At 70.8% G+C, this 17,697-nt stretch carries 16 protein-coding genes and 1 tRNA gene; 12 read left to right on the top strand and 5 right to left on the bottom strand.

Annotated features, from left to right (window positions below; all coding sequences use genetic code 11):
- Positions 1–128: 128 nt before the first annotated feature.
- From KIS93_RS20320 to obgE, 4 genes are all read left to right on the top strand, one after another.
- Entirely contained in the window at positions 129–3,287 is a 3,159-nt protein-coding gene (locus KIS93_RS20320) for an Rne/Rng family ribonuclease (protein ID WP_230465888.1), read from the top strand.
- A gap of 225 nt (positions 3,288–3,512) precedes the next feature.
- Positions 3,513–3,815 carry a 50S ribosomal protein L21 gene (rplU, locus tag KIS93_RS20315; RefSeq protein WP_080046162.1) on the top strand — a complete coding sequence of 101 codons (303 nt, stop codon included), beginning with the start codon at positions 3,513–3,515 and terminating at the stop codon, positions 3,813–3,815.
- Between the two features lie 15 nt (positions 3,816–3,830).
- Positions 3,831–4,088: a 50S ribosomal protein L27 gene (rpmA, locus tag KIS93_RS20310; protein WP_012893687.1), complete on the top strand. Its 258-nt coding sequence runs from the start codon at positions 3,831–3,833 to the stop codon at positions 4,086–4,088.
- A gap of 113 nt (positions 4,089–4,201) precedes the next feature.
- On the top strand, positions 4,202–5,554 hold the full coding sequence (gene obgE / locus KIS93_RS20305) for a GTPase ObgE (protein ID WP_080046163.1): 1,353 nt from the start codon (positions 4,202–4,204) through the stop codon (positions 5,552–5,554).
- On the opposite strand, the gene KIS93_RS20300 is transcribed toward obgE, so the two are convergent.
- Positions 5,551–6,327, bottom strand: a complete 777-nt coding sequence (locus KIS93_RS20300) for an SDR family oxidoreductase (RefSeq protein WP_080046164.1) — start codon at positions 6,325–6,327, stop codon at positions 5,551–5,553. The two genes, obgE and KIS93_RS20300, sit on opposite strands and share 4 nt — an antisense overlap.
- Positions 6,328–6,424: 97 nt before the next feature.
- Between KIS93_RS20300 and proB the strand changes: the two genes are divergently transcribed.
- The 4 genes from proB to KIS93_RS20280 all read left to right on the top strand — a co-directional run bounded on the left by proB (position 6,425) and on the right by KIS93_RS20280 (position 10,981).
- Entirely contained in the window at positions 6,425–7,543 is a 1,119-nt protein-coding gene (gene proB, locus KIS93_RS20295) for a glutamate 5-kinase (protein ID WP_222107563.1), read from the top strand.
- Between the two features lie 24 nt (positions 7,544–7,567).
- Positions 7,568–8,842 carry a glutamate-5-semialdehyde dehydrogenase gene (locus KIS93_RS20290; RefSeq protein WP_080046165.1) on the top strand — a complete coding sequence of 425 codons (1,275 nt, stop codon included), beginning with the start codon at positions 7,568–7,570 and terminating at the stop codon, positions 8,840–8,842.
- Between the two features lie 50 nt (positions 8,843–8,892).
- Positions 8,893–9,069 (top strand): hypothetical protein, encoded by a 177-nt coding sequence (locus KIS93_RS20285; RefSeq protein ID WP_186404355.1) that lies wholly within the window; start codon positions 8,893–8,895, stop codon positions 9,067–9,069.
- Between the two features lie 82 nt (positions 9,070–9,151).
- Positions 9,152–10,981, top strand: coding sequence for a serine/threonine-protein kinase (locus KIS93_RS20280; RefSeq protein ID WP_080046166.1), 1,830 nt, complete (start codon positions 9,152–9,154; stop codon positions 10,979–10,981).
- Between the two features lie 287 nt (positions 10,982–11,268).
- Here the strand turns inward: KIS93_RS20280 and KIS93_RS20275 are convergent, their stop codons facing one another.
- On the bottom strand, positions 11,269–12,300 hold the full coding sequence (locus KIS93_RS20275) for a M48 family metallopeptidase (protein WP_418113869.1): 1,032 nt from the start codon (positions 12,298–12,300) through the stop codon (positions 11,269–11,271).
- Between the two features lie 87 nt (positions 12,301–12,387).
- Here KIS93_RS20275 and nadD point away from each other — a divergent pair, with 87 nt between their 5' ends.
- The 4 genes from nadD (at position 12,388) to KIS93_RS20255 (ending at position 15,080) form a co-directional block, all read left to right on the top strand.
- Positions 12,388–13,005, top strand: coding sequence for a nicotinate-nucleotide adenylyltransferase (gene nadD / locus KIS93_RS20270; RefSeq protein ID WP_080046167.1), 618 nt, complete (start codon positions 12,388–12,390; stop codon positions 13,003–13,005).
- 94 nt (positions 13,006–13,099) lie between these two features.
- Complete coding sequence (gene rsfS, locus KIS93_RS20265) at positions 13,100–13,495, top strand: ribosome silencing factor (RefSeq protein WP_080046168.1); 396 nt, start codon at positions 13,100–13,102, stop codon at positions 13,493–13,495.
- Positions 13,496–13,550: 55 nt separating this feature from the next.
- Positions 13,551–14,180, top strand: a complete 630-nt coding sequence (locus tag KIS93_RS20260; protein WP_080046169.1) for a histidine phosphatase family protein — start codon at positions 13,551–13,553, stop codon at positions 14,178–14,180.
- A gap of 827 nt (positions 14,181–15,007) precedes the next feature.
- Positions 15,008–15,080, top strand: a tRNA-Ala gene (locus KIS93_RS20255).
- A 122-nt stretch (positions 15,081–15,202) separates the two neighbouring features.
- Here the strand turns inward: KIS93_RS20255 and KIS93_RS20250 are convergent.
- The 3 genes from KIS93_RS20250 to KIS93_RS20240 all read right to left on the bottom strand — a co-directional run bounded on the left by KIS93_RS20250 (position 15,203) and on the right by KIS93_RS20240 (position 17,665).
- The gene (locus KIS93_RS20250) at positions 15,203–15,712 is read right to left on the bottom strand and encodes a GNAT family N-acetyltransferase (RefSeq protein WP_080046170.1); all 510 of its coding nucleotides are present in this window, start codon (positions 15,710–15,712) and stop codon (positions 15,203–15,205) included.
- 434 nt (positions 15,713–16,146) lie between these two features.
- On the bottom strand, positions 16,147–16,530 hold the full coding sequence (locus tag KIS93_RS20245; RefSeq protein ID WP_222107562.1) for a hypothetical protein: 384 nt from the start codon (positions 16,528–16,530) through the stop codon (positions 16,147–16,149).
- A gap of 46 nt (positions 16,531–16,576) precedes the next feature.
- Complete coding sequence (locus KIS93_RS20240) at positions 16,577–17,665, bottom strand: glycosyltransferase family 2 protein (RefSeq protein WP_080046172.1); 1,089 nt, start codon at positions 17,663–17,665, stop codon at positions 16,577–16,579.
- Positions 17,666–17,697: the final 32 nt, after the last annotated feature.

The raw sequence follows: 17,697 nt of genomic DNA, 5'->3' as shown, positions 1-17,697 counted from the left end.
GAGACACGAGGGCTCCTGCGCGGCGCGGCGACGCGCCCGGGAGCTGACGGGAGAGCGCCCGCATGCTCGACAACGAGCCCAACGCCGGGGCCACTGGCCCTGACGGGGAGACAATTGAACAGCCCGAGGTGACAAAGCGTCGCCGCTCCGCCAGCCGCCCCGCGGGTCCGCCGCCGGAGCTGCCCGAGGAGCCGGCCTCCACACCGGTCACGGTCGTCGCCGCGCAGGCCGCGCCGTCCGTGGCCGAGGTGCAGGCGGTGCAGCGCAAGGCCGTGCAGCGGGCCGCCGGGGAGCCGGCGCCCGAGCTGCTTGAGGCCGCCGTGAGCCCGGCCGACGCCGCTACGGCGGCCCCGCCCGCTGACAGCCCGGTGGAGGCCGCCGTGGCCGACGCCGTCGCCGAGGCGGTGGCCGAGAAGCCCAAGAGGGCCACCCGCACCCGGTCCACCGCCACGACGACGCGGCGGCGTACGACGAAGAAGGCCGAGGCGGAGGCTGCGGCGGAGACGCCCGCCGAGGCCGCCGAGGCCGGTGCGGACGTGCCCGCCGAGGTCGCGGAGGAGGCGCCCGCCAAGCGGCGCCGCACGCGCAAGAAGGCCGAGACGGAAGAGGCCGCGGCGGCCCCTGCCGCCGAGGTGTCCGGCGCCGGAGCCGGCGAAGTGCCCTCCGGTGATGAGACGGTGGCCGCGGAGGCGGCCGGGACCACGCGGCGCCGCACGCGCAGGACCACGACGGCCAAGGCCGGCAAGGCGGAGGCCGAGGGCGCTGAGACGGCTGCCGGTGAGGCTGAGGCGCCGGTCAGCACCCGCAGGAGGCGGGCCGCGGCGACTGGTGCCGGGACGACCGGCGAGGCCGTGAGCGACACTGAGGGCGCCGCGGCGGGGACTGCCGCGGGCGTCGAGGCCGCGGAGGCCGGGGTCGCAGGGGCCGGTGTCGCAGAAGCCGGTGTCGCAGGGGCTGGGGTCGCTGGTGGCGGTGCCGCCGCCGATGCCGCTGCCGGTGTCGCTGCCGACCGGGGCGCTGAAGGCGCCGAGGGTGCTGAAGACGCGGGCGTTCAGGGTGACGAGGCGGACGAGGACGACATCCTGGAGATCCTGCCCGAGGACGAGCCGCTCGACGACGAGCCCGCCGGCGAGGACCTCGACGAGGAGAGCGTGCGGCCGAGCCTGCTCGCCGACCCGTTCGGGCTGACCGCGCGGCGCACGGTCGAGCCGGGCAGCACCGCGTTCCAGCGGCCGGCGGCCATCTTCGCGCCGCTGTTCCAGGCCCCCGACCCGAGCCAGGCCAAGCCGGCCGTGCAGCGCAAGCCCGAGCCGCAGGCCGCTCCCGAGCCCGAGGAGGCCGAGGAGCCGGTCGAGGAGATCGTGGCCGAGGACGAGTCCGACCTCGACACCTCCGAGGAGCAGGAGGAGGAAGAGGAGGAGGGCGGCAGCCGCCGCCGTCGCCGCCGCAGGGGCGGCCGGGGCCGCGGCAAGGCGCGCGAGCGGGACGAGGCCGAGGACGGCGAGGAGTCCGAGGAGGAGGGCGACGAGGAGCAGGCGGAGGAAGGCCAGGAAGAGGAGGCCTCCACGTCGCGCCGCCGTCGCCGTCGCCGCCGCAGGGGCACCGAGGAGGGCACCGAGCCGGCCAGCGACGACCCGCCGAACACGGTGGTGCGCATCCGCGCGCCGCGCTCCGGCCGTACGGCGACGCTCGACACCGCCACCGACGGCGTGCAGAGCGTGCGCGGCTCCACCCGGCTGGAGGCCAAGAAGCAGCGCCGCCGCGAGGGGCGCGAGCTGGGCCGCCGGCGTCCGCCGGTGATCACCGAGTCGGAGTTCCTGGCCCGCCGCGAGTCGGTGGACCGCATGATGGTGGTGCGCCGGCACGGCGACCGCACGCAGATCGCGGTGCTGGAGGACGGCGTGCTCGTCGAGCACTACGTCAACCGCGAGGCCAGCCAGTCGTACGTCGGCAACGTCTACCTCGGCAAGGTCCAGAACGTGCTGCCCTCGATGGAGGCGGCGTTCGTCGACATCGGCAAGGGAAGGAACGCGGTCCTGTACGCCGGCGAGGTGAACTTCGACACCGCCGGGCTGGAGGGCCAGCCGAAGCGGATCGAGTCGGCGCTGAAGTCGGGCCAGTCGGTGCTCGTGCAGGTCACGAAGGACCCGATCGGCCACAAGGGCGCCCGGCTCACCTCGCAGATCAGCCTTCCCGGCCGTTACCTCGTGTACGTGCCGGACGGTTCGATGACCGGCATCAGCCGCAAGCTGCCCGACAAGGAGCGCACGCGGCTGAAGAGCATCCTGAAGAAGGTCATGCCGGAGAACGCGGGCGTCATCGTCCGTACCGCGGCCGAGGGCGCCTCCGAGGAGGAGCTGGCCCGCGACGTGGCCCGGCTGTCGGCGCAGTGGGAGAACATCCAGAAGAAGGCCAAGTCGGCCAGCCCGCCGGAGCTGCTGTCCGCCGAGCCCGACCTGACGATCAGGGTCGTGCGTGACGTCTTCAACGAGGACTTCACGAACCTGGTCGTCCAGGGCGACGACGCCTGGAACACGGTGGACGAGTACGTGAAGTACGTCGCTCCGCACCTGGCCGAGCGGCTGTCGAAGTGGGACGACGGCGAGCACGGCGACGTGTTCGAGTCGTACCGGATCGACGAGCAGCTCGGCAAGGCGCTGGAGCGCAAGGTGTGGCTGCCGAGCGGCGGCTCGCTGGTGATCGACCGTACCGAGGCGATGACCGTCGTCGACGTCAACACCGGCAAGTTCACCGGCCAGGGCGGCAACCTGGAGGAGACCGTCACCAGGAACAACCTGGAGGCGGCCGAGGAGATCGTCCGCCAGCTCAGGCTGCGGGACATCGGCGGCATCATCGTGATCGACTTCATCGACATGGTGCTGGAGTCGAACCGCGACCTGGTGCTGCGGCGGCTGCTGGAGTGCCTGGCGCGCGACAGGACCAAGCACCAGGTGGCCGAGGTCACCTCGCTGGGGCTGGTCCAGATGACGCGTAAGCGGGTCGGTCAGGGGCTGCTGGAGGCGTTCTCGACGCCGTGCGAGTGCTGCAACGGGCGGGGTCTGCTGGTCTCCACGGAGCCGGTGGAGTCCAAGCCGGAGCCGCGCGGCACGCAGGGGAAGATGGCGATCGAGAAGACGGTCTCGGACAAGGTTTCCGCGGCCAAGGACTCCTCCAGCCGTGATACCGTGACCGGTGCGCTGGAAGATGTCCCGGCCGAGGACGACCAGGCAAACCAGACTTCCGGCAGGGGGCGGAGACGCTCCCGCCGAGCCAAGTCGGCCGAGTAGCCCTCGGCTGGCTTCCGACGATCCGTCCGGTTCGCCTAGGGCACCGTTAATCCGGTACTCTGGGGGATCGGTGCGTCAGGTGACGCGCCCTGTTGGCGCGCTTACTCGGTTCGTCGGTTTGAGAGACAGACCGAATGACAAGGCGCGGCATTCGGCGGTCGCCTCTCCGTGAGGCGGCCGAGGGTCGAAACGAAACCAACAGTGAGTCAGTAGAAGGGTTCCGCGGTGTACGCGATCGTTCGTTGCGGCGGCAGGCAGCAGAAGGTCTCCGTCGGTGACGTCCTCGAGGTGGACAAGGTCGCCGGCGAGGTCGGCTCTTCGGTTTCGCTGCCGACGGTGCTCGTCGTCAACGACGGCGATGTGACCACGGAGGCGGGCAAGTTCACGGTCAACGCCGAGATCCTCGGTGAGACCAAGGGCCCGAAGATCCGCATCCTCAAGTACAAGAACAAGACCGGTTACAAGAAGCGCCAGGGTCACCGCCAGCGGTACACCCAGGTGAAGATCACCGGTATCGAGCAGGCCTGAACGGGAGTTTGAGAGATGGCACACAAGAAGGGCGCGTCGTCCACCCGGAACGGTCGTGACTCCAACGCTCAGCGTCTGGGCGTCAAGCGCTTCGGTGGCCAGCTGGTCAACGCGGGCGAGATCATCGTCCGCCAGCGCGGCACCCACTTCCACCCCGGCGACAACGTCGGCCGTGGTGGCGATGACACGCTGTTCGCGCTGGCCGCCGGTCACGTGCAGTTCGGTGTCAAGCGCGGCCGCCGGGCCGTGAGCATCGTTCCCGTCGCGGAGTAGGGTTTCCCGCTTCCCGGCCTTCGGGTTTGTTGCTTTTCAGGGGTGGATCGACTCGATCGGATGTCGATCCACCCCTTGGCGTTTTCTGAGATTTTGTATGGAGGAATGCGGCGATGCCGGACTTCGTGGACCAGGTGGTCCTGCACATCAGGGCCGGTGACGGGGGGAACGGCTGCGCCTCCATCCACCGGGAGAAGTTCAAACCGCTCGGCGGCCCCGACGGCGGCAACGGCGGGCGCGGCGGCGACGTGATTCTGGAGGTCGACCCCAACACGGCCACCCTGCTCGACTACCACCGCCGCCCGCACCGCAAAGCGGAGAACGGCAAGCAGGGCCAGGGCTCCAACCGCGACGGCGCCAACGGCGAGGACGTGATCCTGCCCGTGCCCAACGGCACCGTCGTCAAGGACGCGGCCACCGGTGAGGTGCTGGTCGACCTCGTCGGCGCCGGCACGCGCTACGTGATCGCCCAGGGCGGGCACGGCGGGCTCGGCAACGCGGCGCTGGCCACGACCAAGCGCAAGGCGCCCGGCTTCGCGCTGCTCGGCGAGCCGGGCGACGCCCTCGACGTGATGCTGGAGCTGAAGAGCGTCGCGGACGTGGCGCTGGTCGGGTTCCCGAGCGCCGGCAAGAGCTCGCTGATCGCGGCGCTGAGCGCGGCCAAGCCGAAGATCGCCGACTACCCGTTCACCACCCTGATCCCCAACCTGGGCGTGGTGACCGCGGGCGAGAACGTGTTCACCGTCGCCGACGTGCCGGGGCTGATCCCCGGGGCGTCGCAGGGCAAGGGGCTCGGGCACGAGTTCCTGCGGCACGTCGAGCGGTGCGACATGCTGGTGCACGTCATCGACTGCGCCACCATGGAGCCGGGGCGCGACCCGGTCACCGACTACGAGGTGATCGAGGCGGAGCTGCGGGCGTACGGAAAGCTTGAAGACCGGCCGCGCATGGTCGTGCTGAACAAGGCCGACGTGCCCGACGCGCGGGAGCTGGCCGAGCTGGTCAGGCCCGAGTTCGAGGCCAAGGGGCTGCAGGTGTTCACGATCTCCGCCGCGACGCACGACGGGCTGCGGGAGCTGACGTACGCGATGGGCGAGTGGGTCGCGGCGGCCAGGGCCAACAAGCCCGTCGAGGAGCCGACACGGCTGGTGATCCGGCCCAAGCAGCTCGGCGACGCCGGGTTCAAGGTGCGGCGGGTCAACGACAACCTGTTCCAGATCACCGGCGAGAAGCCGGAGCGGTGGATCAGGCAGACCGACTTCAGCAACGACGAGGCCGTCGGCTACCTGGCCGACCGGCTGGAGCGGCTGGGGGTCGAGGAGGAGCTGGCCAAGGCGGGGGCCAAGGCCGGCGCCGAGGTGGTCATCGGGCCGATGGAGGGCGGCTACGTCTTCGACTGGCAGCCGACGCTGAGCGCGGAGTCGGCACGGCAGGGGCCGCGCGGCACCGACACGCGCCTCGGCTAGCGGGTGCTTCCGGCGCGGAGGGTGGCCTCCGCGCCGCCGTCCGCGTACAGGATCTGGCCGGTCATGAACGCGTTGTCGGCGCTGACCGTCCAGGCGAGCAGCGACGCGATCGCCTCGACCGGCCCCGGGAAGCCCAGGGGCTGTGGCATGGCGGCGGCCACGAGCGCGCGGGTGCGCGGGTCGTCGAGGAACGTCGTGCGGGCCGTCTCCGTGTCCACCACGCCGGGCGCGACCGCGTTGAGCGGGATGCCGTCCTGCGCCCAGGACAGGGCGGCGCGGCGGAGCCAGCGGTCGAGCGCGAGCTTGCTGGACGGGTAGACGGCCCGGCCCTGCCCCGACTCGACGAGTGCGCGGGCGGCCGCGGCGGCGGCGTCCTCGTCCATGGTGAGGCAGGACCGCACCAGGCCCTCGTCGGCGGCCACGATGGCGCTCAGCGACGAGACGGCGACCGCCCTGGGCTGCGGCGACGCGGTCAGGAGCGGCCGCAGGCCCTCCAGGGTGGCGATGGTGCCGAAGAAGTTGAGGCGCACGGTCAGCTCGGACGGCAGCGCGATCCCGGCGACGGCGACCAGGCCGTCGATCAGGCCGCCCGAGGCCGCCGTCACCCCCGCCACGAGGGCGGCGCGGCCCTCCTGGGTGGTCAGGTCGGCCAGGACGTCGGCGTCGCGCACGTCGCAGCGGATCACTTTCGCGCCCGACCGTTCGAGGCGGCCGGCGGTGGCCGCGCCGATGCCGGAGGCGGCGCCGGTGACGACATAGGTTCGATCTTCCATGAGTGAAAAATTACATTCGTTGAAGTAATGCGGTCAATGCAGCTATCCGGGTAATTCGGTAGCGTCGGCCCTTCGGCGAGCCGATAGGCTTCCTTACGTGCGGCAACGGATCAGCTCAGCGTCGAAGGTCGTCGTCAAGGTCGGCTCCTCCTCGCTCACCACCCCCCAGGGCATGATCGACGTCGACCGGGTCGACGCGCTGGTCGACGTGCTGGCGGCGCGCCGCCGCACCGGCACGCAGATCGTGCTGGTGTCCTCGGGGGCGATCGCGGCGGGCCTCGGCCCGCTCGGGCTGAGCGCGCGGCCGCGCGACCTGGCCACCCAGCAGGCCGCCGCCTCCGTCGGGCAGGGCGTGCTCGTGGCCCGCTACACCTCCTCCTTCGCCCGCTACTCGCTGCGCGTGGGCCAGGTGCTGCTGACCGCCGACGACATGATGCGGCGCGCGCACCACGCCAACGCCCAGCGCACCCTGGCCAGGCTGCTGGAGCTGGGCATCGTGCCCATCGTCAACGAGAACGACACGGTGGCCACCGACGAGATCCGCTTCGGCGACAACGACCGCCTGGCGGCGCTGGTCACCCACCTCATCCACGCCGACGCGCTGGTGCTGCTGTCCGACGTCGACGCGCTCTACGACGGGCCGCCCAGCCGCGCCGGCTCCAAGCGGCTGGCCGAGATCCGCGGCCCCGAAGACCTGGCCGGGGTCGAGCTGGGCAAGAACGGCGCGGCCGTCGGCACCGGCGGCATGATCACCAAGGTGCAGGCGGCCAGGATCGCCACGGGGGCGGGGGTGCCCGTGGTGCTCACCGCGGCCGCCCACGCCGCCCAGGCGCTCGCCGGAGCCGACGTTGGCACCTACTTCCACCCTGGGGGCCGCCATCCCGGCACGCGCCTGCTGTGGCTCGCGCACGCCACCACCGGGCGCGGCCTCCTCCACCTCGACCAGGGGGCCGTGGAGGCCATCGTGGGGCGCCGCAAGTCGCTGCTGCCGGCCGGGGTGACGGCGGTCGAGGGCGACTTCGCGGCCGGCGACCCGGTGGACCTGTGCGGGCCCCAGGGCGTCGTGGTGGCGCGCGGCCTGGTCAACTTCGACGCCACGGAGATCCCCGGGCTGCTCGGGCGCTCCACCAAAGAGCTGGCCAGCACGCTCGGTCCGGAATATGAACGCGAGCTGATCCACCGCGACGACATCGTCATACTGGAATCCCACAACTAGACCGGCCCCCCAGAGGAGCGCGTGATGTCCGAAGAGTTCCTGAAGGTCGCCCGTGCGGCACGAGAGGCCGCCGCCGAGCTGGCCCCGCTGCCGCGGGCGCCCAAGGACCGGGCGCTGCGCACCATCGCCGACGCCCTGGTGGCGCACGCCGCCGAGATCGTCGCCGCCAACGCCGACGACGTCGAGCGGGCCAGGGCCCAGGGCACCTCAGAGGCGATGATCGACCGGCTGCGGCTCGACGAGGCCAGGATCGGCGCCATCGCCGAGGCCGTCCGCCAGGTCGCCGACCTGCCCGACCCGGTCGGCGAGGTCGTCCGCGGCTCCACACTGCCCAACGGGCTGGAGCTGCGCCAGCTCAGGGTGCCCCTGGGCGTGATCGGCATCATCTACGAGGGCCGCCCCAACGTCACCGTCGACGCCGCCGCGCTCTGCCTCAAGAGCGGCAACGCGGTGCTGCTGCGCGGCTCGTCCAGCGCCTACTCCTCCAACACCGCGCTGGTGAAGATCATGCAGGACGCGCTGGCGGCCACGGAGGTGCCCTCCGGGGCGGTCCAGCTCGTGCCCGGCCAGAGCCGCGACTCCGTCAAGGAGCTCATGCGCGCCCGCGGGCTGGTCGACGTGCTGATCCCGCGCGGCGGCGCGTCCCTGATCAACTCCGTGGTCGAGGAGTCCACGGTGCCGGTCATCGAGACCGGCGTGGGAAACTGCCACGTCTACGTCGACGCCGAGGCCGACGTCGAGCTGGCCGTGCAGATCCTGGTCAACGCCAAGGCGCAGCGGCCGTCGGTGTGCAACGCCGCCGAGACGTTCCTCGTGCATGCCGACGTGGCCGACGCGTTCGTGCCCAAGGCGCTGGCGGCGCTGCGCGAGGCCGGGGTGACCGTCCACGGCGACGAGCGGATCGCCGGCTACGGCCCCGACATCGTTCCCGTCACCGAAGAGGACTTCTACGCCGAATACCTCTCGCTCGACATCGCCGCCGCCGTCGTCGGCTCGCTGGAGGAGGCGGTGGCGCACATCAGGCGCTACGGCTCCGGCCACACCGACGCCATCGTCACCCGCTCGCAGGGCGCCGCCCGCCGGTTCGTGTCGCTCGTCGACTCCGCCGCCGTGGCCGTCAACGCCTCGACGCGGTTCACCGACGGCGGGGAGTTCGGGTTCGGGGCGGAGATCGGCATCTCCACCCAGAAGCTGCACGCGCGCGGCCCGATGGGGCTGCCCGAGCTCACCTCCACCAAGTGGGTCTATACCGGTGAGGGGCATTTGCGCACGTCAGAAGGCACGGTGGTGTGCGGTTGACCGGCGTGTCGGCCTGACCCGAGCGGGGTGCCCTGGATTGACTGGGGGGCATGGACATTGTCGTCGCCCTGGTCTTCTCGGCCGCGGTGCTGTTCGGCGCCGACCGGCTGCTGCTCTGGCTGGAGAGCCGCGGCCACGTCAACTGGCGCAGGAAAGGACGCCGGCAGCTGTCGGACGAGCCCACGGCCCGGCTCGACAGCATGCTCACCGATCACACACGCCGATAATCCTTCGGCGTGCCTCACGCGGCAACTCGCGTACCGGCGCTAGGGTTGTGTCCCTTATGGGCGCGCCGGGCGGGGAGGGACGGTGAGCAAGCTCGGCAAGGTCGGGCCGTACACCTTGGTCGAGCGGCTCGGCCGGGGCGGCATGGGCGAGGTCTACCTCGCCACCACCCGCCGCAACGAGCGCGTCGCGCTCAAGGTCCTGCACGACCTGGCCGAGGACGAGACCTCGCGCATCAGGCTGGAGCGCGAGGTGCGCGCGCTGCGCAGGGTCGAGAGCCCGTACGTCGCCAGGGTGCTCGACGCGGACCTGAGCTGCGCCCGGCCGTACCTCGTCATGGAGCACATCGAGGGCGCCACGCTGCTCGACCGCGTGCGCCAGAGCGGGCCCCTCGACGTGGCCCAGCTCGTCGACATGGCCCAGGGCATCGCCGCCGCGCTCGCGATCATCCACGCGGCCGGGGTCGTGCACCGCGACCTCAAGCCCGGCAACATCATCATGGCCGACCGCGGCCCCGTGCTGATCGACTTCGGCATCGCCCAGGTGCTCGACGCGACCCGGCTGACCATGACCGGCACGTTCCTCGGCACGCCCGGCTACACGGCGCCCGAGATCTTCGCCGACGAGCAGGTCGACTCGCCCGCCGACGTGCACGCCTGGGCCGCCACGGTGGCGTTCGCGGCCACGGGGCGGCCGACGTTCGGGCGGGGCACTGCCGAGGCGCAGATGTACGCCGTGCTGAACGGCCAGGCCGACCTCAAGGGCGTGCCCGTCGAGCTGCTGCCCCTGGTGCGCGCCGCGCTCAACAGGGAGCCCGGCAAGCGGCCCACCGCGGCGCTGCTGGCCGACCGGCTCTCCCGGCTGGCCAAGGCCACCAACGGAGCCACCGACACCGAACCCGCCCCCACCGGCGGGCGGGCCGGCGACGTGGCCGAGGAGAGCGGCAAGGGTACGGCCGTGCGCGGCCGTCCCGCCGACGACGCCGCGGCGCGGGCCGAGGCCGCCAAGGCGCGCGGCGAGGCCAAAGCACGCAGCAGGCCCAACGCGGTGCCCGCCGAGGGCAAGGTGCCGCCGCCGCGCGGGCGCACCGGGAGCAGGCCCGTGCCCGACGGCAAGGGCGCGGCGGCGGTGGCGCGCAGCCGGGCCGAGGGGAAGGTGCCCGCGCCGCGCGGCCGTACCAGCACCGACGGCAAGCCCGGACGGACCGGAACGGACGGCAAGCCCGGACGGACGGGCATGGACGGAAAGCCCGGGCGGACGAGCATGGACGGCAAGACCACCGGGCCGCGGCCCAAGCCGGCCACGCCGCGTCAGCGCACGGCGGCGGCCGTCAGGAGCCGGACGGCGGCCCGGGCCAAGGGCGAGACGGCCCGGGCGAAGGGCGCGTCGGCCACCACCCTGCCCGCGGGCAACGGCGCGCTGCTGATGCTCGCCGTGCTGGCCGTGCCGTGCGTGGTGGCCTCCGTCATCCTGCCCATCGCCTCGATCGGGATCACGACCGCGTTCGTGGTGCTGACCAGGACGATCTGGATGAGCCACTGGATGGTCAGAAACCGCAGCACGCGGCGCTCCCGGGTGACGCTGCGGGTGCTGCTCTTCCCCGTGGCGCTGGCCGGGGCGGCGCTGACCGCCGTCGTGTGGCCGGGCGTGCCCGTCGCCGTGGCGTCGGGTGGCGCGCTCTGGGCCACCGGAGGCGGTGAGATCGACTCCGACTGGTGGCAGCAGGCCGCGCCTGTGACGGTGGCCGGAGTCGTGTTCGGGATGTTGTGCGGTGGTATCACCGGGCGGGAGATCGAGCGGATCGGGCATCGGCTGCCCGATCTGCGGAGAGAAGGGCTGCGCGCGCTGGCCGTGCTGGGCGGGTTCGTCGCCCTGTGCGCGGCTGCGGTGCGCGCGATCGCCCTTCTGCTGTGAGCGGGTGCGGTGCGCGCGCGATCGCCCTTCTGATGTCAGCGGGTGCGGCGCGCTCCTGAGCTGAGCGGGTGTGGTGCTCTGCTGCTTGCACCTTGTGCGGCCTTGCTCTGGGCCTGTGCGGCCTTGTTCCGAGCTTGTGCGGCCATGCTCTGGGTTTGTGCGGTTCGTGCTGAGTTTGGGTGGTTCGGGGGGAGCGCGTGCCGTTTTGCGGTGGGTGAGCGTGTGCGGCCCGCCGCCGGGTCACGGCGGGCCGGCGCGGCTGATCACGTCGATCGGTCGCGCGGGGCTCAGCCCTGGCCGCCGTCGCGGCGGGAGAAGCGGTTGAAGATGCGCTCGCCCGCGTTGACCGCGCCCTCGGCCACGTCGCGCAGGACGCCGATGAACGGGTCCTGGGACTGCTGCCAGGACGTGCGGTAGGACTCGGCCGCCGCCTTGATCTCGTCGGTCACTCTCGCGTTGGGGTCGTCCTCCCTCCGGGGGTAGTCCCCGCCGAGGATCCGCTCGTACTCGCCGCTGCGCTGCCACTTGTCCAGCTCCGCCACGCGCACCACCGCGAACGGGTGAGTGGTGCCGAGGAGGTTGAGGACCTTGAGGAAGCCGTCGCGAAGGTCGCCCGCGGTGTCGTACTCCTGGTACTGCTCCAGGAACGCCTCGATGTTCATCTCGTGGGTGTAGTCGCCGCCGGCGAGCTTCATCAGCGCGCGCTTGGCCGCCTCGGGGTTCTGCCCGACGAGCAGGCCGCCGCGGTCGGAGGACAGCTCGGACTTGCGGTACCACTCCTCCAGGCCCGCCACGATCGCCCGCAGGCCGATGTAGCCGAGCGGGATCCACGCGACGCGGGTGGCGAGGCGGGTGAGGATGTCGAGCATCGTCCGGTAGACCGCGTGCCCCGACAGGATGTGCGAGGTCTCGTGGCCGATGACGAAGCGCTGCTCCTCCTCGTTCATGAGGTTGAGCAGGCCGGTGGTCACGACGATGAACGGGTCGTCGAAGCCGATGGCCTTGGCCTGGACCTGCGGGTCCTGCTGGACGTAGATCTCGGGGATCCGGTGCAGGTCGAGGGTGTAGGCGGCGTCGCGGCCCATGTCGTAGAGGGAGCGGAACTGGGTCTCGCTCACGCGTACGGCCGACGCCAGGTACATCAGGCGCAGCCGCCGCTCACTGATGAGACCGGACATCTGCTTGAGAACCGTGTCGAACCCACTGAGCTTACGCAGAGCGACCAGGGCGGACCGGTCTGCGGGGTGTTCGTAGGCTCGGGACGAGATGCCGGGCAGTTGGACGCGGTTGCGGTCCGGGGTGGTCGTCATGCCCGGCATGCTACGTCCGCAACGGAAGTGATGCGCGGTCATCACGAAGGGGGGTCCCATCATGTTGGGGGGAAGCGTCCGCGTAAGGTCCGTTTCATGATGAATGCGCCTGGTGTGCAGGGGATGCGACGAGTGGGCGTGATGGGTGGGACGTTCGACCCCATTCATCATGGTCACCTTGTCGCCGCCAGCGAGGTGGCCCACCACTTCCAGCTCGACGAGGTCGTCTTCGTCCCGACGGGGCGGCCGTACCAGAAGTCGGAGCGGGAGGTGTCCGCGGCCGAGGACCGCTATCTGATGACGGTCATCGCTACGGCGTCGAATCCCCGGTTCTCGGTGAGCAGGGTCGATGTGGACCGTCCCGGGCCCACGTTCACGATCGACACTTTGCGTGATATTTCGGATATTTACGGGCCTGAGACGCAGCTGTTCTTCATCACCGGCGCCGACGCGCTCGGCGCCATCCTCGACTGGCAGCAGGCCGACGAGCTGTTCGAGCTCGCCCATTTCGTCGGCTGCACCCGCCCCGGGCACACCCTCCACGACCCCGGCCTGCCCGAAGGCCGCGTGACCCTGCTGGAAATCCCCGCGCTGGCCATTTCCTCCTCCGAGTGCCGTCAGCGCGTGGCAAAGGGCGAGCCGATTTGGTATCTCGTGCCCGACGGAATCGTCCAGTACATCAACAAGCGCGGGCTGTACCACGCGGCCGGATGAAGGCGCCCGCGAATACACAGGTGAGGAGTTTCGGGCTGGAAGGGTACCCTCAACATAAGGGCATGCTGCCGACACAGGAGGACAGACCCGCATCGTGACCGCATCTGACAGATCCGTCCAGCTCGTGCGCATCGCCGCGGAAGCCGCGGCCGACAAGCTGGCCGATGACATCCTCGCCTACGACGTGAGCGAACAGCTCGTCATCACCGACGCCTTCCTGCTCTGCTCCGCCACCAACGACCGCCAGGTACGCGCCATCGTCGACGAGATCGAGGAGCGGCTGCGCACCGAGGCCGACGCCAAGCCCGTACGCCGAGAAGGCGAGCGCGAGGGCCGCTGGGTGCTGCTCGACTACATCGACATCGTCGTGCACGTCCAGCACGAGGAAGACCGTACGTTCTACGCGCTCGAACGCCTCTGGAAGGACTGCCCGGCCATCTCGCTGCCGGAGAGCGTCATGCAGGCCAACCTTCAGCGGGCCCGCGCGTGAGCTCCACCTTCACGCGCGTCCACGCGGCCTTGACGCGTTCTCGTGAGGCCGCCGCATGAGCCGGCGGATCGTGTGCCTGCGCCACGGGCAGACCCTGTGGAACGTCGAACAACGCTTCCAAGGCCACTCCGACATCCCGCTCGACGAGACCGGTGTCGCCCAGGCCGCGAGGGCGGCCTCGCTGCTGGCCTCGCTGCGGCCCACCATGATCGTCTCCTCCGACCTCCAGCGGGCCAACGACACCGCCCTGGCCCTCGGACGGCTGGTCGGGCTCGACGTGGCCGTCGACAAGGACTTCCGTGAACGCGGCGGCGGTCAATGGGAAGGGCTCACCCGCGACCAGATCGCCGCGCGCTGGCCCGAGGAGTACGCCGCATGGGAGGCACCCGACGGCGAGCCCGTCACCGACGTGGCCTCCAGGGTCGCCACCGCCATGCGCCGGTGGGCGGCCCGGGTCGACGACGACGGGCTGCTGGTCGTCGTCTCCCACGGCGCGGCGCTGCGGCTCGGCATCTGCGAGTTGCTCGGGCTGCCCGAACAGCTGTGGCCGGCGCTGGGCGGGCTGGGCAACTGCTCCTGGTCCGTGCTGCAGGAAGGGCGCAAGGGGTGGCGGCTGCTCGAACACAACGCCGGCACCTTGCCGGAGCCGGTCCACAGCGACGACAAGCCCGAGGCTGAGGCTTAAGAGGTCGTACGGGTCGGGGGCGTACGACTGCGACGGTGCGACGGATCGTCGGCCTCCTTGGTCTCCTTGGCCTTCGAGCCGTCGCTCGTGAGGTGGATGACGGACGTGCGGCCCGAGCGCTGGACTGCCGCCGTGCCGAGGTGGGCGCTGGGTGAGGTCGGTGTTACCTGTTCGGGGCTTGGGAGCCTTGCGCATGGGTGTCGGACGCGCGCTGCCTGAGGGCTGGTCTACGGCCTTGCTGGATGAGCGTTCGGGGCCGGAACGTGTGTTTGGGCGGGGCTCTGGAAGCCTTCTGCATGGTGGTGGATAACGCGCGCGCTGCCCCAGGGCTGGGCCGCGGGCGTGCCGGGTGGGCGTTCGGTAAGCGACGTGAACTGGCCGAGAGCCTTGCGCAGAGGTGGCGGGCGTTGCGGCCTCAGGGCTGATCACTACGGGCGTGCCGAGCGGGCATTCGGGGAGCGCGTCAGGTGCCTGATCGAGGTTGCGCGAGCCTTGCCTGTGGGTGGTGGGTGCCGGAGGTGCGGTCCGAGAGTTGGACGGCGGCTGTGCCGGCTGGGCGTTCTTTGAGTGGAATGTGCCGGGTTGGGCCCTGCTCCTTGCGTGTGCGGGCGTGTGGCTGGCGAGCCTGCGCGGCGACGTGGCTTGTTGCGACGTGGCTTGTTGCGACGTGGCTCGTTGCGGCGGTGCCGGGGCGTCGGCTTTTGAGGGCCTTGCGCTGGGGGTCTTCGGCGGCCTGGGGCTGGGGCGGGAGGTGCGATTAGGTGAATGAGGCCGGATGGCTATATGCTCTCGGAGCGCCGCAACGGGTGGACTCGGAGCGGTGACCAGGGGCTATAGCGCAGTTGGTAGCGCGCCTCCATGGCATGGAGGAGGTCTGGGGTTCGAATCCCCATAGCTCCACAGGACATCCCGCCCCGATCCAGATGACTGGATCGGGGCGTTTTGCGTTGGTGGGGCCGGAAGGCAGGTGGGGTGCCTGCCTCGACCAGGAGCGAGCCCGGTGGGCGGGTGGTGGGCGCTCGTCAAGGGGCGTCTGTGGGGAGTTGCCAGAGTTGCTCGCCGTCGTCGAACTGGATCGTGGGCTGGAGGCCGGCGTTGCGGGCCACCCTCGCGGAGGCGGTGTGGGCGGGGTGGATGTGGGCTTCGATCGTGGTGGCGCCGGTGGTGCGGAGCCAGGCGATCAGGGTCTTGGCGGCTTCCGATGCGTAGCCCTGGCCCTGCCACTGCTCGCCGATCACCCAGGCGACCTCCGCGCGGCGGCCCTCGTCCGTGATCGTCGCCTGGACGAAACCGATCGCCTCGGAGTCCGGCTTCTTGCGCAGGATCCAGTTGCGCCACTCCTGGCTCCCGTCAGGGGAGCGCCCGACGACTTGGCGGGTGTAGCGGTCGCGTAACTCGTCCAGGGTGGGCGGGGCGCCGCCGATGAAGGTGTAGAGGCTCTTCGCGCTGAGGACGTGCACCATTTCCTCGGCGTCGGTCACCGACAGCGGGACGAAGAGGAGCCGAGCGCTGGTCAACCGGGGGTCGGGCATCTCTTTTCGCCAATCTTCCAGGGTGGGTGGCTGCCAATTTCCGGGGCGGGTGACTGCCGGTCTTGCGGGATGAGTGGCTGCCAGCTTTGCTGGGTGGCTGGCTGCCGGTCTTGCGGGGTGGATAGCTGCTGGTCTTGCCGGGCGGGTGGCTGCCGGTCTTGCCGGAGGGGTGGCTGCCGGTCTTGCCGGAGGGGTGGATGCCAGTTTGCTGGGTGGCTGGCTGCTGGTCTTGCGGGGTGGCTGGCCGCAGTCTTACCGGGTGGTGGGCTGCCATGAGCTCGGGCCCGGCGATGCTGTGGTGTTTCGATGGTGTGAGGCATGCTACGGGTCCGCTGCCGGAGGGCTTTCACTGGGGAAGGGGCCGGGGCGGGACACTGCTCGGGCGTCGGGTGTGGTGAGCCGGTGTCCCGCCCCGGTGGTCGTGCGGGTTGAGGTCAGGAGAAGACGACCGACTTGAGCAGCAGGCGGCTGCTCGCCCGGCCGCCGGGGCGGAGGGAGTAGTAGTCGCCCGTGCAGTCGATGCCGGTGAACATCGTGACGGTGGAACCCGTGTGGTTGATCGGGGTGTGGGCGCTGTCCTCGATGCGGGCTACCTCGGGAATGTTGATGCAGGCTTTGCTGGGGGGATCGGTCAGGTCGGCGATGCTCGTGCCGTTCGGGGTCGGATAGGTGTAGGTGAAGGTGCCCAGTGCCGCGAGGGCGGGGTGGCGAGGGCGAAGGTCAGGGCCAGGGCTAGCGACGAAATGGTGGCGGCGGTCCTGCGAGCGGTCATGGCGGAGCACGTCCCTTCGGGATGGGATGAACGCTTCGATCGGCACCACATCCTATGACTACTCTGCGTGATTGAGATCTTACTCAGAGGTGCTAACGGCCCTTCTCGTAGATGACGAGGCCCTTCGACAGGCGCAAGGGGACGAGGATCAGCTCCACCAGGAGGGCCTTCCAGGCGTAGTAGAGGTTGACCGCCTTGTTCAGGTAGACGAAGGGGAGGTTGAGCAGCACCTGGCCCACTGGCAGGCGGCGGCGTCTGGCCGCGTAGAGGAGGGCGGGGACGGTCAGGAGCAGCTCCGCGCCTGCCCACCACGCCACCGTGCGGGGCATCGGCTCGTCGTAGGTCGTGGTCAGGAGCAGCGGGGTCACCCACCACAGCGGGGCCACCAGGATCTCCAGGAGGGCCACGATGACCCAGGTGGCGAGCATGGGCTTCCGGGTGAGCAGGCGGGGCAGGTGGAGGCGGACGTTCTGCATGAAGCCAGACATCCAGCGCCACACTTGCTTGCGGAGGTACGTGAGGGTTTCCGGGTCGGCGGCCCAGGCCACCGCGTCGGAGACGTAGACCGCCCGGCGGCCGGCCACCTGCTGGCTCCAGGTGAAGTCCATGTCCTCGACGATCGTGCGCTCCGGGAAGCCGCCGGACTCCGTCAGGGCCGTACGGCGGAACATCGAGCAGCAGCCGGAGCAGACCATGGGGCTGTTCGCGAGCTGCTGGATCGGGCGGTGCCAGTGGAAGCCGAAGAGGTATTCGGTGGACCTGCCGCGTTCCCAGGGGGTGCGGGTGAAACGGGTCTGGACGTTGCCGGCCGCCACCTGCACCGACGGGTCGTCGAAGGCGGGCCTGAGCTGCTCGATGTAGTCGGGGGCCAGGACCGTGTCGGCGTCCACGGCCAGGATCAGGTCGGTGTCGCAGTGGGGGAGGGCGTGGTTTTGCGCCTTGGCCTTGCTGCCGAGGTTCTGGGGTGGGCGGAGGACTGTCGCGCCGTATGAGGCGGCTATGTCGCTGGTGTGGTCGGTTGAGGCGTCGTCCACGACGATGATCTTGTCTGGGGGGATGGATTGGGACTTGATCGAGCGGAGGGTGGCGGGGAGGCCGAGCTCCTCGTTGTGGGCCGGGATGATCACCGTGATGGTGAGGGGTGCGTCGGTGGTGGGTCCCGGCGGTGTTGTTTCTGTCATCGGTGTCGGTGTCGGTGTCGGTGTCGGTGTCG

Origin of the sequence: [Actinomadura] parvosata subsp. kistnae (assembly GCF_900323885.1) — a bacterium.
GTDB classification, from domain to species: Bacteria; Actinomycetota; Actinomycetes; order Streptosporangiales; family Streptosporangiaceae; genus Nonomuraea; species Nonomuraea composti.
Note: the sequence above shows the minus strand (reverse complement) of the source record. Positions and strands in the feature narration are given on the sequence as shown.

Excerpts from the sequence above, each read along its gene's own strand:
- rpmA (WP_012893687.1), top strand. The coding sequence starts at position 3,831 with ATGGCACACAAGAAGGGCGCGTCGTCCACCCGGAACGGTCGTGACTCC.
- obgE (WP_080046163.1), top strand. The coding sequence starts at position 4,202 with ATGCCGGACTTCGTGGACCAGGTGGTCCTGCACATCAGGGCCGGTGAC.
- KIS93_RS20300 (WP_080046164.1), bottom strand. The coding sequence starts at position 6,327 with ATGGAAGATCGAACCTATGTCGTCACCGGCGCCGCCTCCGGCATCGGC.
- KIS93_RS20290 (WP_080046165.1), top strand. The coding sequence starts at position 7,568 with ATGTCCGAAGAGTTCCTGAAGGTCGCCCGTGCGGCACGAGAGGCCGCC.
- KIS93_RS20285 (WP_186404355.1), top strand. The coding sequence starts at position 8,893 with ATGGACATTGTCGTCGCCCTGGTCTTCTCGGCCGCGGTGCTGTTCGGC.
- KIS93_RS20275 (WP_418113869.1), bottom strand. The coding sequence starts at position 12,300 with ATGCCGGGCATGACGACCACCCCGGACCGCAACCGCGTCCAACTGCCC.
- nadD (WP_080046167.1), top strand. The coding sequence starts at position 12,388 with ATGATGAATGCGCCTGGTGTGCAGGGGATGCGACGAGTGGGCGTGATG.
- KIS93_RS20260 (WP_080046169.1), top strand. The coding sequence starts at position 13,551 with ATGAGCCGGCGGATCGTGTGCCTGCGCCACGGGCAGACCCTGTGGAAC.
- KIS93_RS20250 (WP_080046170.1), bottom strand. The coding sequence starts at position 15,712 with ATGCCCGACCCCCGGTTGACCAGCGCTCGGCTCCTCTTCGTCCCGCTG.
- KIS93_RS20240 (WP_080046172.1), bottom strand. The coding sequence starts at position 17,665 with ATGACAGAAACAACACCGCCGGGACCCACCACCGACGCACCCCTCACC.